Annotated in this window: 13 protein-coding genes; 5 read left to right on the top strand and 8 right to left on the bottom strand. The window is 65.9% G+C overall.

What is annotated here, in order from left to right; all coding sequences use genetic code 11:
• The first annotated feature begins 46 nt into the window (after positions 1-46).
• The gene (locus LJ760_RS01420) at positions 47-436 is read left to right on the top strand and encodes a hypothetical protein (protein ID WP_227918475.1); all 390 of its coding nucleotides are present in this window, start codon (positions 47-49) and stop codon (positions 434-436) included.
• 80 nt (positions 437-516) lie between these two features.
• On the opposite strand, the gene LJ760_RS01415 is transcribed toward LJ760_RS01420, so the two are convergent.
• The gene (locus LJ760_RS01415; protein ID WP_227918474.1) at positions 517-759 is read right to left on the bottom strand and encodes a putative acetyltransferase; all 243 of its coding nucleotides are present in this window, start codon (positions 757-759) and stop codon (positions 517-519) included.
• 139 nt (positions 760-898) lie between these two features.
• Between LJ760_RS01415 and fdxA the strand changes: the two genes are divergently transcribed.
• The 3 genes from fdxA (at position 899) to LJ760_RS01400 (ending at position 3,922) form a co-directional block, all read left to right on the top strand.
• Positions 899-1,222: a ferredoxin gene (gene fdxA / locus LJ760_RS01410; protein WP_227918473.1), complete on the top strand. Its 324-nt coding sequence runs from the start codon at positions 899-901 to the stop codon at positions 1,220-1,222.
• Positions 1,219-2,394, top strand: coding sequence for a succinyldiaminopimelate transaminase (gene dapC, locus LJ760_RS01405; RefSeq protein ID WP_227918472.1), 1,176 nt, complete (start codon positions 1,219-1,221; stop codon positions 2,392-2,394). The genes fdxA and dapC overlap by 4 nt, the downstream gene beginning before the upstream one ends.
• 235 nt (positions 2,395-2,629) lie before the next feature.
• Positions 2,630-3,922: a citrate synthase gene (locus tag LJ760_RS01400; RefSeq protein ID WP_227918469.1), complete on the top strand. Its 1,293-nt coding sequence runs from the start codon at positions 2,630-2,632 to the stop codon at positions 3,920-3,922.
• A 138-nt stretch (positions 3,923-4,060) separates the two neighbouring features.
• On the opposite strand, the gene galE is transcribed toward LJ760_RS01400, so the two are convergent.
• From galE to dapD, 3 genes are all read right to left on the bottom strand, one after another.
• On the bottom strand, positions 4,061-5,077 hold the full coding sequence (gene galE / locus LJ760_RS01395) for a UDP-glucose 4-epimerase GalE (RefSeq protein ID WP_227918467.1): 1,017 nt from the start codon (positions 5,075-5,077) through the stop codon (positions 4,061-4,063).
• Between the two features lie 61 nt (positions 5,078-5,138).
• The gene (locus tag LJ760_RS01390; protein ID WP_227918465.1) at positions 5,139-6,008 is read right to left on the bottom strand and encodes a hypothetical protein; all 870 of its coding nucleotides are present in this window, start codon (positions 6,006-6,008) and stop codon (positions 5,139-5,141) included.
• Positions 6,009-6,020: 12 nt separating this feature from the next.
• Positions 6,021-6,998, bottom strand: coding sequence for a 2,3,4,5-tetrahydropyridine-2,6-dicarboxylate N-succinyltransferase (gene dapD / locus LJ760_RS01385; RefSeq protein WP_227918462.1), 978 nt, complete (start codon positions 6,996-6,998; stop codon positions 6,021-6,023).
• 33 nt (positions 6,999-7,031) lie between these two features.
• Between dapD and dapE the strand changes: the two genes are divergently transcribed.
• Positions 7,032-8,123, top strand: a complete 1,092-nt coding sequence (dapE, locus tag LJ760_RS01380) for a succinyl-diaminopimelate desuccinylase (RefSeq protein ID WP_227918459.1) — start codon at positions 7,032-7,034, stop codon at positions 8,121-8,123.
• 115 nt (positions 8,124-8,238) lie between these two features.
• Here dapE and LJ760_RS01375 read toward each other — a convergent pair whose 3' ends face one another.
• From LJ760_RS01375 to LJ760_RS01360, 4 genes are all read right to left on the bottom strand, one after another.
• Entirely contained in the window at positions 8,239-9,144 is a 906-nt protein-coding gene (locus LJ760_RS01375; RefSeq protein WP_227918457.1) for an amino acid ABC transporter permease, read from the bottom strand.
• Positions 9,141-9,818: an amino acid ABC transporter permease gene (locus LJ760_RS01370; protein ID WP_227918455.1), complete on the bottom strand. Its 678-nt coding sequence runs from the start codon at positions 9,816-9,818 to the stop codon at positions 9,141-9,143. Before LJ760_RS01370 ends, LJ760_RS01375 begins: the two co-directional genes overlap by 4 nt.
• A gap of 88 nt (positions 9,819-9,906) precedes the next feature.
• Positions 9,907-10,764, bottom strand: a complete 858-nt coding sequence (locus LJ760_RS01365) for a glutamate ABC transporter substrate-binding protein (RefSeq protein WP_227918452.1) — start codon at positions 10,762-10,764, stop codon at positions 9,907-9,909.
• A gap of 120 nt (positions 10,765-10,884) precedes the next feature.
• Positions 10,885-11,604 carry an amino acid ABC transporter ATP-binding protein gene (locus tag LJ760_RS01360; protein ID WP_231711751.1) on the bottom strand — a complete coding sequence of 240 codons (720 nt, stop codon included), beginning with the start codon at positions 11,602-11,604 and terminating at the stop codon, positions 10,885-10,887.
• Positions 11,605-11,671: the final 67 nt, after the last annotated feature.

Raw genomic sequence — 11,671 nt, 5'->3', positions numbered from 1 at the left:
CACGGCTGAAACCGGCAAGAGGTCCCCGCGCTGGCGGGGGCCTCTTGTGGCCGTTGCCGGCGGGATCCTGGCCGCCCTGCTGGGCACGTCCCTGCACGGCCACGTGGTGTATGCGGGCGACGACGGACTGCCCGTCGGTGCGCTGCTGGCCGTAGTGTTCAGCGGTGCCGTCGCCTTGCTGGTAGGCCTCTGGCAGCGCAGTGCGCTGCTGAGCGCCGTCACCGGCGTGATCACCTACGTGGTGCTGGGGCTCTTTTCCCTGGACCTCGTCAGTGAGGTGCCGCTGATCGTGACCGGCTCCTCCGCTCCGGAGCAGCCGCCGGTAGTGACCGCCGGGCTGGTCTGGCTCTTCGGACAGGCCTTGGCCACCGTCGCAGCCGTGCTGGTCTGCGCACGCGTGCTCGGCCGGGACCGGACCGCCGGGACCGCCGCCTAAGGTATCCGCAGAACTCAAGTACGCAAAAAGGCCGCTGGAACAAAAGTTCCGGCGGCCTTTTTGCATGCGATTTCATGGGGCTAGAGCGGACGCATCCGCGCAGCCCGGCGCGGGGGAGCGGGCGGGACGGTTTTGGCCGCCGTGACCAGCGAATACGCGATAAGGACCTCGCCGCGGCGGGTGGAGACCGTACAGGCGTCCGTCCCGACGTCGCTCAGGGTGCCCAGTGCGTCCGTGAAGCCGCCGTCGATCCGGTAGCGGACCACCACGCGCACCCCGGGCTGCAGGGCGCGCAGCAGCGCGGCAGGGTCTTCGGGCGTCATCCCTCCATCCTACGGCGGGGCCGGCGTCACCGGGACGCTCCGGCTGGGAGATAATGGACAAGGCTACTAACGTGGAACCAACACCCAGCGACCCGCCGTCCCTTGAGGCGACGGTCCGCAGATCAGGAAGGCAAGGGACGTGACGTACGTAATTGCGCAGCCGTGCGTGGATGTAAAAGACAAGGCATGTATCGAAGAATGCCCCGTGGACTGCATCTATGAAGGCGAACGCTCCCTCTACATCCACCCGGACGAATGTGTTGACTGCGGGGCCTGCGAACCTGTCTGCCCGGTGGAGGCCATCTACTACGAAGACGACACTCCCGAGGAATGGGCCGAGTACTACAAGGCCAATGTCGAGTTCTTCGACGTCCTGGGCTCGCCCGGCGGTGCTGCCAAGGTAGGCAACACGCACACGGACCACCCGATCATCGCGGCCCTGCCGCCGCAGAACCAGGCATGAGCGCCGCGGCGTCCCGGGCCTTCGGGCTGGACCTGCCGGAATACCCCTGGGACGCCATGGCGCCCTACCAGCGCCGGGCAGCTGAGCACCCTGACGGAGCGGTGAACCTGTCCATCGGCACCCCCGTGGACCCGACGCCCGCCGTCGTCCGTGACGCGCTGGCAGCGGCTTCGGATGCCCCGGGCTATCCCACTACGCACGGCACCGCGGACCTGCGCGCCGCCGTCGTCGACTGGTTTGCCCGCCGCCGGAACGTGTCCGGGCTGGATCCGGCCGCCGTGCTCCCCACCGTGGGTTCGAAGGAACTCGTGGCCTGGCTGCCGCTGCTGCTCGGTCTGGGGGAGGGCGACGTCGTTGTCCGCCCCGTGGTGGCTTACCCCACCTACGATATGGGTGCTGTCTTTGCCGGTGCGACGGCGGTAGCCGCGGACCACCTCTCGGATCTGGACGAGCAGACGCGTTCCCGCGTACGGCTGGTCTGGGTGAACTCCCCGGGCAACCCCACCGGCATTGTGCGCTCCGCCCAGTCGCTGCGCACCCTCGTCGAAGAAGCCCGTGCCCTGGGCGCAGTGGTTGCCTCGGACGAATGCTATGCCGAACTCGGCTGGGGACAGTGGGATCCTGCTGAAGGCGGCGAACCCGTCCCCAGCATCCTGGATCCGCGGATCAGCGGCGGAAGCACCGAGAACCTGCTCGCCGTGTACTCCCTGAGCAAGCAGTCCAACATGGCCGGTTACCGGGCTGCGTTCACGGCCGGAGATCCGGCGCTGATCGCCAACCTGGTCAACAGCCGCAAGCACGCCGGAATGATCGTCCCCGCGCCGGTGCAGGCCGCCATGGCCGCAGCGCTGCGCGATGAGGCGCACGTGGCGGCCCAGAAGGACCTCTACCGCTCCCGCCGCAACCTGCTCGTCCCGGCACTCGAGGCGTTCGGCCTGAAGATCGAGCACTCGGAAGCCGGGTTGTACCTGTGGGCGAGTGCGGGCGAGGACACCTGGACCACCGTGGCCCGTTTCGCGGAACTGGGAATAGTCGTGGGCCCCGGCGTTTTCTACGGCGACGCCGGTGCCGGCTACGTCCGGATTGCCCTCACCGGCACGGACGAGGGCATCCGTGCAGCCGCAGAGCGCCTGCACGCGGGGTCCGTGCCGGACGGCCTGCGGCGCGGATAGCCCCGGCGCCCGGACAACCGCCTGACAGCGGAGGTGCTGTGGAGGAATAGTATTGGGCACTGCACCGTAATACTGCGCCCAGCCATGTTGCGCTTGTACAACAGTGCCCGCCTCGATTAGTGGTAAGGGCACTGAAACCGGTAGCGTTTTAGCGAAATAGTTTAGTGGAATGCACTATGTCCGCCGGAAGCGGATGTACATAGCGGCGGTTTCGAAAACTCCTAAAGGAGAATTAATGACTGAGCAACCAAGTGCCAAGCTCCAGTACGGGCCAAACCCGGAAGACGAGCTTGTACTGCCCCGCGTTGCCGCAGCTGAAGGAAACAACGGCTACGACGTTTCCAAGCTGCTGAAGCAGACCGGCACCGTCACTTTTGACCCCGGCTTCATGAACACGGCGGCCACCACCTCCGCGATCACCTACATCGACGGCGACCAGGGCATCCTGCGCTACCGCGGATACCCCATTGAGCAGCTGGCAAAGCACTCGAGCTTCCTCGAGACCTCGTACCTGCTGATTTACGGGGAACTGCCGACGCCCACCGAACTGGAGAACTTCGACCAGCGGATCCGTCGCCATACCCTGCTCCATGAGGACCTCAAGGGCTTCTTCGGCGGATTCCCGCGCGACGCGCACCCGATGCCGGTCCTGTCCTCGGCGGTCAGCGCGCTGTCCACCTTCTACCAGGACTCCCTGGACCCGTTCGACGAAGAACAGGTGGAGCTCTCCACAGTCCGCCTGATGGCAAAGCTGCCCGTGATCGCGGCCTACGCGCACAAGAAGTCCATCGGCCAGCCGATGCTCTACCCGGACAACTCCATGAACCTCGTAGAGAACTTCATGCGGCTGTCCTTCGGCCTGCCGGCAGAGCCGTACGAAATCGATCCGGACCTGGTCAAGGCCCTGGACCTGCTGCTGATCCTGCACGCCGACCACGAGCAGAACTGCTCCACCTCCACGGTCCGCCTGGTGGGCAGCTCCAACGCCAACATGTTCGCTTCGGTTTCGGCCGGCATCAGCGCCCTCTTCGGCCCGCTGCACGGCGGGGCCAACGAGGCAGTGCTGAACATGCTGCGCGACATCCAGGCCACCGGCATGCAGCCGGAGACCTTCATGGAAAAGGTCAAGAACAAGGAAGACGGCGTGAAGCTCATGGGCTTCGGGCACCGCGTCTACAAGAACTACGACCCGCGTGCCAAGATCGTCAAGGCCACCGCCCACGACATCCTCGCCAAGCTCGGCGGCAACGACGAGCTGCTGGACATCGCCATGCGCCTGGAAGAGAAGGCCCTGGCCGACGACTACTTCATCGAGCGCAAGCTGTACCCGAACGTGGACTTCTACACGGGCCTGATCTACAAGGCCATGGGCTTCCCGGAGAAGATGTTCACGGTCCTGTTCGCCATTGGCCGCCTGCCGGGCTGGATTGCCCAGTGGCGTGAAATGATGCAGGACCCGCAGACGAAGATCGGCCGTCCGCGCCAGCTCTACACGGGCGCCCCGGAGCGTAACTACCCGCAGCGCTGATCGCTTTGTAAGACACACGAAAAAGGGAAGGTCCCCGGAAAATTCCGGGGACCTTCCCTTTTTCTGTTGAACGCTTATATCCGCAGCCCGGTTTTCCGGCGGCCAGGCCGGGCAGCGGTGCTGACGGGGCTGGAAGCCCTACGGGGCGGTGTAGCCTTCGGGGTTGTTCTTCTGCCAGCGCCAGTGGTCCTCGCACATGCTTTCCAGCGTGCGTTCGGCCCGCCAGCCGAGGTCGGCGTGCGCTGCGGCAGGGTCGGCGTAGCTGACGGCGGCATCACCCGGGCGGCGCTCGGCGAACTCGTACGGGATTTCCTTGCCTGCGGCGGCGGAGAAGGCGGAGAGGACTTCCAGGACGGAAGAGCCGTTGCCCGTGCCCAGGTTCCAGCGGTGCACGCCGGGGGCCTCGGCCAGGTAGTTGAGGGCGGCGAGGTGGCCTGCGGCCAGGTCCACTACATGGATGTAGTCACGGACGCCGGTGCCGTCCGGTGTGGGGTAGTCGTTGCCGAAGACCATGACCTTTTCACGGCGGCCGACGGCAACCTGCGCCACGAACGGCAGCAGGTTGTTCGGGACTCCGGTGGGATCCTCGCCGATCAGGCCGGACTCGTGGGCCCCGGCAGGATTGAAGTACCGCAGCAGGGCGACGCTCCAGCGTTCATCGGCGGCACCGAGGTCGCTGAGGATGTCCTCGATCTGCTCCTTGGTGCGCCCGTAGGGGTTCACGGCATCCATGGGGGAGTCCTCGGTGAGGGGAACCTCTTCGGATGCGCCGTAGACGGTGGCGGAGGAGCTGAAGACGATGGTCCGCACGTCATGCCGGTCCATGGCATGCAGCAGGTTGATGGTGCCGACCACATTGTTGGTGTAGTAGTAAAGCGGCTTGGCCACCGATTCGCCCACTGCCTTCAGCCCGGCGAAGTGGATGACCGCGTCGATGGAGCGGCCGTCGAATGCCGCTTCGAGCGCAGCTTCATCCAGCAGGTCTGCCTTGATGAATTCCGCCTTGCGGCCGGTCAATTCCTGGACCCGCCGCAGCGATTCCTCGTTTGAATTCTGGAGGTTGTCCAGGACCACCACATCGTGGCCCGCTTCGAGGAGGGCGAGAGTGGTGTGGGATCCGATATAGCCGGTGCCACCGGTGACTAGAATGCGCATGGTTCTAAGCCTAAACGCTTCCTCGTCCGTATCCGCGGCGGTGGTGCCCCGGCGGGACCGTTTATTCGGCGGGGAGACTGAACGCGGTGACGGCCACCTGGCCGGGTACGGCGTCCGATTCCGTCCAGACGGCCGTACCCCGATGCCAGGTCCGGCCGTCGTAGGCCACGGACTCGATCCCCAGCGTCTTGGCATTGGCGACAAACCACTGGGCCACGGACCAGCCGTAGGCACCCTCGACGTCGGCCAGATAGAGCGGGCCCAGCACGGATCCGTTGAGCGGTCCGTAGATTTCCTCGACGGCGGCAGCGCTCACCGCGGGATCGGCGGATTCGACCGGCGCCCGCAGGGTGCAGGAGAGGGCGGTGGGGGTCTGCCCGGTGAGGGCGGAAGCGAAGGCCCGGGCAGGGCCCTCATGCTTGGCGTACGCGTCCGGGAAGGCGCTGCGCTGGACCGCCTGGGCCGCTTCCGTGATCGGGAGCTCCAAGTACCCCGGGACCTGCTCCAGGCCGTTGTAGAAGGCGGTGGCGGCGTAGGCGGGGTCCATGACCTGTGCCTCGCTGCCCCAACCCTGCGACGGGCGCTGCTGGAAGAGCCCCCGGGAGTCCGGGCCGGCGTCGTCGCCGTAATCCACGTTGCGCAGCCCCGATTCCTGCAGGGCAGTGGCCAGGGCAATGGAGACGGCGCGCGGCGGCAGCCCGCGGGCCACCGCCACCCCGGAGATGATCGAGGCGTTCGCCGCCTGTTCCAGCGTCAGCCAGTATTCCGCGCCGCCCACGACGGCCACGCAGCGTTCAGTGATCACCGGTGCCTGCTTCTTTCCCGAGAGCGCGGAGACAGCGAACAAGGCGGCGAACGCCGCCACGCACAGCACCAGCAGCAGGACCAGCACCCGGAAGGAACGGGTTTCATGCTGCTGGAGCAGTTGCATGGCGTCCGGCCGCTAGTTCGCGTGCAGCGCGGAGTTGAGTTCCACGGTGCGTCCGTTGCGGGGCAGTGCTTCCACGGCACCGGTGGCGGAATTGCGGCGGAACAGGAGGTTGGGCACGCCCGAGAGTTCAGCGGCCTTCACCAGGCGGGGCTCGCCGCCGTCGAGGACGCTGACCCGGGTCCCGGCCGTCACGTACAGCCCGGCCTCAACCACGCTGTCGTCACCGATGCTGATGCCGACGCCGGAGTTCGCGCCCAGGAGGACACGTTCGCCCAGGGTGATCTTTTCCTTGCCGCCGCCGGAGAGGGTGCCCATGATGGAGGCGCCGCCGCCTACGTCGGTCCCGTCGCCCACCACTACTCCGGCGGAGATGCGGCCTTCGACCATCGACGTGCCGAGGGTGCCGGCGTTGAAGTTGACGAAGCCTTCGTGCATCACGGTGGTGCCTTCGGCGAGGTGGGCGCCGAGGCGGACCCGGCCGGCGTCGGCAATGCGGACGCCGGAGGGCAGTACGTAGTCGGCCATGCGGGGGAACTTGTCCACACCGTAGACCGTCACGGTGCCGCGGCTGCGCAGCCGCAGGCGGACCGCCTCGAAGTCGGCCACCGCGCACGGACCGTGGTTGGTCCAGACCACGTTGGGCAGGGCAGCGAAGATGCCGTCAAGGTTGATGGTGTTCGGCTGGACCAGGCGGGCGGAAAGCAGGTGCAGGCGGAGGTAGGCGTCGGCTGTGTCGGCGGGGGCGGCGTCGAGATCGATCCGGGTTTCCAGTACTTCGCCGTGGGTGCCGCGGATACCGTCGGCCATGGCAGCGGCTGCGGCATCGAGATCGTCTTTCAGGGCGCCGTCGAAAGCGGCATCACCCAGCAGGGGGCGGGGGAACCAGACATCGAGCACGACGCCGTCGGACGTTACGGTGGCCAGGCCGAGGCCTGACGCAGTACGGGTATCGGGGGTTTCAGCGGGTGTGGGGGCAGCGCTTACAGTCATGGTTCCCAGTCTACCGAGCGGTACTGTGGGAGGGTGACTGATGCATCTGTGCCCTCCTTGGATCTTTTCGGCGACGTCGCGGACCTGACCGCGGCCCTGATGGACTTCGAGAGCGTTTCCGGTAACGAGACCGCCCTGGCGGATGCCGTCGAGACCGCTCTCCGTACCTGCCCCCACCTCGAAGTGTCCCGGGACGGGGACTCCGTGGTGGCCCGGACCCGGCTCGGCCGGGCGGAGCGGATCATCCTTGCCGGCCACCTGGACACCGTGCCGCTGCCGACGGTGCCGGGCTCGCGCGGAACCGTACCGTCGACGTGGGACGGGGACGTCCTCTACGGCCGCGGCGCCACCGACATGAAGGGCGGCGTGGCGGTCCAGCTGGCCCTGGCAGCCGCCCTCACCGAGCCCGCCAGGGACATCACGTACGTGTTTTACGACCACGAAGAAGTCGAGGCTTCCCTCAGCGGACTCGGCCGGTTGGAGCGCAGCCATCCGGACTGGCTGAAGGCGGACTTCGCCGTCCTCCTGGAGCCGACCAACGGGACCGTGGAGGGCGGCTGCAACGGCACCATGCGCTTCCACGCCACCACCACGGGCCGTGCCGCGCACTCGGCGCGGGCCTGGATGGGGGAGAACGCCATCCACGCCGCGGCGGACATCCTGGTGCGGCTGCGCGACCACTCCCCGGCCACGGTGAACGTCGAGGGCCTGGACTTCCGTGAGTCCCTGAACGCCGTCCGGATCTGGGGCGGGACGGCGGGCAATGTGATTCCGGATGCGGCCACCGTCGAAATCAACTACCGCTTTGCCCCGGACAAGGGCATTGAGGAAGCCGAAGCCTACGTCCGGGAGCTGCTTTCAGGGTTCGACGTCGTCCGCACCGACGCGGCGGCCGGCGCCCGGCCGGGGCTGACCCTGCCGGCGGCGGCATCCTTCGTGGCCGCCGTGGGCGCCGAACCGAAACCGAAATACGGCTGGACCGACGTCGCCCGGTTCAGCGCGCTGGGCATTCCCGCCGTGAACTTCGGTCCCGGGGACGCCCTGCTGGCGCACACCGATAACGAACACGTGCATGCCGGCGCCGTGAGGGAGTGCCTGGCGGCACTGAGGTCCTGGCTGAGCTAGCACCGGCCGCGGGGTTCCGTCCCCGTCGGTTTAGGGCTTAGGCAGCAAAAGAGGAGAGGACCGGCATGGCGCCGGTCCTCTCCTCTTTTCGTTGGCTGTGTGGTTCCGAGTGCGGTTACTTTCCCGCGCCCTTCGCCGGTGCAGCGGCCGGTACGGGAGCTTCGACGCCCTCGGGCTCGATCGTGTCTTCGATCTTCAGCACCTTGCCGGCACGTGCACCCAGGCGCCGGGAGAGGCGCTGGGCGGCAAACGTGAGCATCCAGTTGAGGGCAATGAAGATCGCGGCGGTGACCAGCAGCGCGGGCAGGATGTTGCCTTCGCCCGCAGCCAGGCGGCGCGCGTAGTCCAGCAGCTCGGTGTAGCCGATGAAGGTACCCAGCGCGGAGTCCTTCAGGATGACCACGAACTGGCTCAGCAGTGCCGGCAGCATGGCCACGAGGGCCTGCGGCATCTCGATGCTGCGCAGCGACTGTCCCGGCGTCAGGCCGATGGCCAGTCCGGCCTCGCGCTGGCCCTTCGGCAGACCGAAGACGCCGGAGCGGACCAGCTCCGCAATGACCGAACCGTTGTAAAGGGTGAGGGCAATGACAACGGCGAAGAAGGGGACCTGCGACGGCTCCACCGAAGTGGACTTGGAGAGGAACTGGTAGAAGAACACCATCATCAGCAGCACGGGAACCGCTCGGAAGAACTCCACCACGAGCCCGCAGGCCCAGCTGATCGGCTTGAAAGGCGAAAGGCGCCCGATGCCGAAGAGCAGGCCGAAGACAATCGACGTCACCACGGCCACGGCGGCAGCCTTCAGCGTGGAGAGCAGTCCCGGGAGCATGAAGAACTCCCAGGTCCGCCACTCCAGGAAGGGCGTCCATTTGGCGGCGTCGAACTGGCCCTTGTCCGCCAGCCCGGAGATCGCCACCCAGAGCAGCGCTGCGATCAGCAGCACGCCCAGGATGTTGCCGACCATGATGTTGCGGCGGGCCTTGGGCCCGGGGGCATCAAACAGGACATTCTGTGCGCTCATCGTGCGACCGCCAGTTTCTTCGAGGCCCAGGTGGTAAGCAGGCCGATGGGGATAACGATGATGACGTAGCCGATGGCAAAGGTCAGGAAGATCTGCGTCATCAGGTTCGGATTGAACTCGATCATGGTCTTCATCATGCTGGAGGTCTCCAGGGCGACGCCGGCCGTGGCGGCCACGGTGGTGTTCTTCACCAGGGCGATCAGCACGTTGCCCATCGGGGCGATGGCGCCGCGGAAGGCCTGCGGCATAATGACCAGCCGGGCTGCTTCCAGGAAGCCCAGGCCGATGGCCCGGGCGGCCTCGGCCTGTCCCAGCGGAACCGTGTTGACGCCGCTGCGGATGGCTTCGCAGAAGAACGCCGCGTGGTAGACAGTCAGCGACAGCACGGCCAGGCGGAAGAAGTTGGTGGTGAAGTCGCTGGACAGGCTGACATTCAGCTGCGACCACAGCGCCAGCGAGCCGAACACCATGATGATGGTCAGCGGGGTGTTGCGGAAAATGTTGACGTAGGCGGCACCGAACCACTGCAGGCTGGGGATCGGCGAGATCCGCATCAGTGCCAGGACGGTACCGAGTATCAGCGACCAGAGTGCCGCCCAGAAGGCAAGCTGGATATTAACCCAGAAAGCGCCGAGGACGTCGTACTGCTCGAAGAGGGCAGTAAAACCCTCCATGTTTCACCTCTTTACGGTGGAAGAAAACCCGCAACGGGGAAGCCGGAGATTATCGCCGGCTTCCCCGCGGGGGTGGAACGTGCAGGAACTAGGCGCAGGCGTCAGGCGTCGGCGGGTTCAGGTCTTCATTGAAGGCGTAGTCGGCGCCTTCGGTGTTCTTCTTGATGGCTTCCTCCCACGCACCGTCCTGGACCATCTTGGTGATGGCCGCGTTGATGTCCTCGCACTTGACGATGCCGCCTTCCTTCGGCAGGCCGACACCGTACTTCTCCTCCGAGAAGGTGTTGCCGACAACCTTGAACTGGCCCTTGTTGGCGTCTGTGGAGGCCAGGCCGGCAAGGATGATGTCGTCAGTGGTGACGGCGTCAATGGAGCCGCCCTGCATGGCGGTCACGCACTCGGCGTAGCTCGGCTGCTCCAGCAGGTTCACGCCGGCGGCGTAGTTGTCCTTGATCTTCTGGGCGGAGGTGGAGCCGGTGACGGAGCAGAGGTTCTTGCCGTCCAGGTCCTCGGGACCGCTGATGTCGCTGTCGGTGGGAACCAGCAGGTCCTGGCCGGCCACGAAGTACGGTCCTGCGAAAGCAACCTTTTCCTTGCGGGCATCGGTGATGGAGTAGGTTGCGAAGATCATGTCCAGCTGGTCATTTTCCAGCATGTTCTCGCGCTGGGCGGAGGGGCTGGAAATGAACTCGATCTGGTCCTCGGGGTAGCCCAGCTCGTTGGCGACGTACTTGGCGACGTCGACGTCGAAGCCGGCGTAGTTGCCGCCCTCATCGAAGCCCAGGCCCGGCTGGTCGAACTTGATGCCGATACGGATCTGCTCGCCGGAGCCTTCGGTGGCGCCTTCGCTGCTGCCGGATTCAGAACCGGAATCGCCGCCGCAGGCGGACAGGGTCAGTGCTGCCACGGCGGCGATGGCCGCTGCGGCGTAACGGGTCTTGCGCATGTTTTTCTCCTTGCATTGCGGTCCTCCGCGCAAAAAGCGGTGGACCTAGCCTCATAAGGGTTGCTGCCTACTGGTGAAACCCCGGTACTGCTGGTGGAGCGTGTAGTGCTTGGAACGGTTCTAGTGGGAGAGGATCTTGCCCAGGAAGTCTTTGGCGCGGTCGCTCTTGGGGTTCGTGAAGAACTCCTGGGGAGTGGCTTCTTCGACAATCTGTCCGTCGGCCATAAAGATCACCCGGTCCGCAGCCTTGCGGGCAAAGCCCATTTCGTGCGTGACGACCACCATGGTCATGCCGTCCTTCGCCAGGCCCACCATGGTGTCCAGCACCTCATTGATCATTTCCGGATCGAGGGCGGACGTGGGCTCATCGAAGAGCATGACCTTCGGCTTCATGGCCAGTGCGCGGGCAATGGCTACGCGCTGCTGCTGGCCGCCGGAGAGCTGCGCCGGAAGCTTGTTGGCCTGGTTCGCGACGCCCACACGCTCCAGCAGTTCCATGGCCAGTTTCTTGGCCTCGGCGGGCTTGGCCTTGCGGACCTTGACCGGTCCGAGGGAAACGTTGTCCACGATGGACTTATGCGCGAAAAGGTTGAACGACTGGAAGACCATGCCGACGTCGGCGCGCAGCTTGGCAAGAGCCCTGCCTTCGGACGGCAGGACGGCTCCGTCAACGGTGATTTCGCCGTCGTCAATGGTTTCGAGGCGGTTGATGGCACGGCACAGCGTTGACTTGCCGGACCCGGAGGGGCCGATCACCACCACGACCTCGCCGCGGGCAATGTCGAGATTGATGTTCTGCAGGACGTGGAGGTCCCCGAAATGCTTGTTCACGTTCTTCAGCGAAACGAGCGGTGCAGCGGATTCAGGCACGGAGCTACCTGGGGATGTGTCACTGGTCATAAGGAAA

The organism is Arthrobacter sp. zg-Y895, assembly GCF_020731025.1.
GTDB lineage: Bacteria > Actinomycetota > Actinomycetes > Actinomycetales > Micrococcaceae > Arthrobacter_B.
This window is presented reverse-complemented; position numbering and strand designations above follow the sequence as displayed.

Coding starts and splice junctions, on each gene's coding strand:
- dapD (WP_227918462.1), bottom strand. CDS start 6,998: ATGACTGTAAGCGCTGCCCCCACACCCGCTGAAACCCCCGATACCCGT.
- galE (WP_227918467.1), bottom strand. CDS start 5,077: ATGCGCATTCTAGTCACCGGTGGCACCGGCTATATCGGATCCCACACC.
- LJ760_RS01415 (WP_227918474.1), bottom strand. CDS start 759: ATGACGCCCGAAGACCCTGCCGCGCTGCTGCGCGCCCTGCAGCCCGGG.
- LJ760_RS01375 (WP_227918457.1), bottom strand. CDS start 9,144: ATGAGCGCACAGAATGTCCTGTTTGATGCCCCCGGGCCCAAGGCCCGC.
- LJ760_RS01370 (WP_227918455.1), bottom strand. CDS start 9,818: ATGGAGGGTTTTACTGCCCTCTTCGAGCAGTACGACGTCCTCGGCGCT.
- dapC (WP_227918472.1), top strand. CDS start 1,219: ATGAGCGCCGCGGCGTCCCGGGCCTTCGGGCTGGACCTGCCGGAATAC.
- LJ760_RS01365 (WP_227918452.1), bottom strand. CDS start 10,764: ATGCGCAAGACCCGTTACGCCGCAGCGGCCATCGCCGCCGTGGCAGCA.
- LJ760_RS01400 (WP_227918469.1), top strand. CDS start 2,630: ATGACTGAGCAACCAAGTGCCAAGCTCCAGTACGGGCCAAACCCGGAA.
- LJ760_RS01390 (WP_227918465.1), bottom strand. CDS start 6,008: ATGCAACTGCTCCAGCAGCATGAAACCCGTTCCTTCCGGGTGCTGGTC.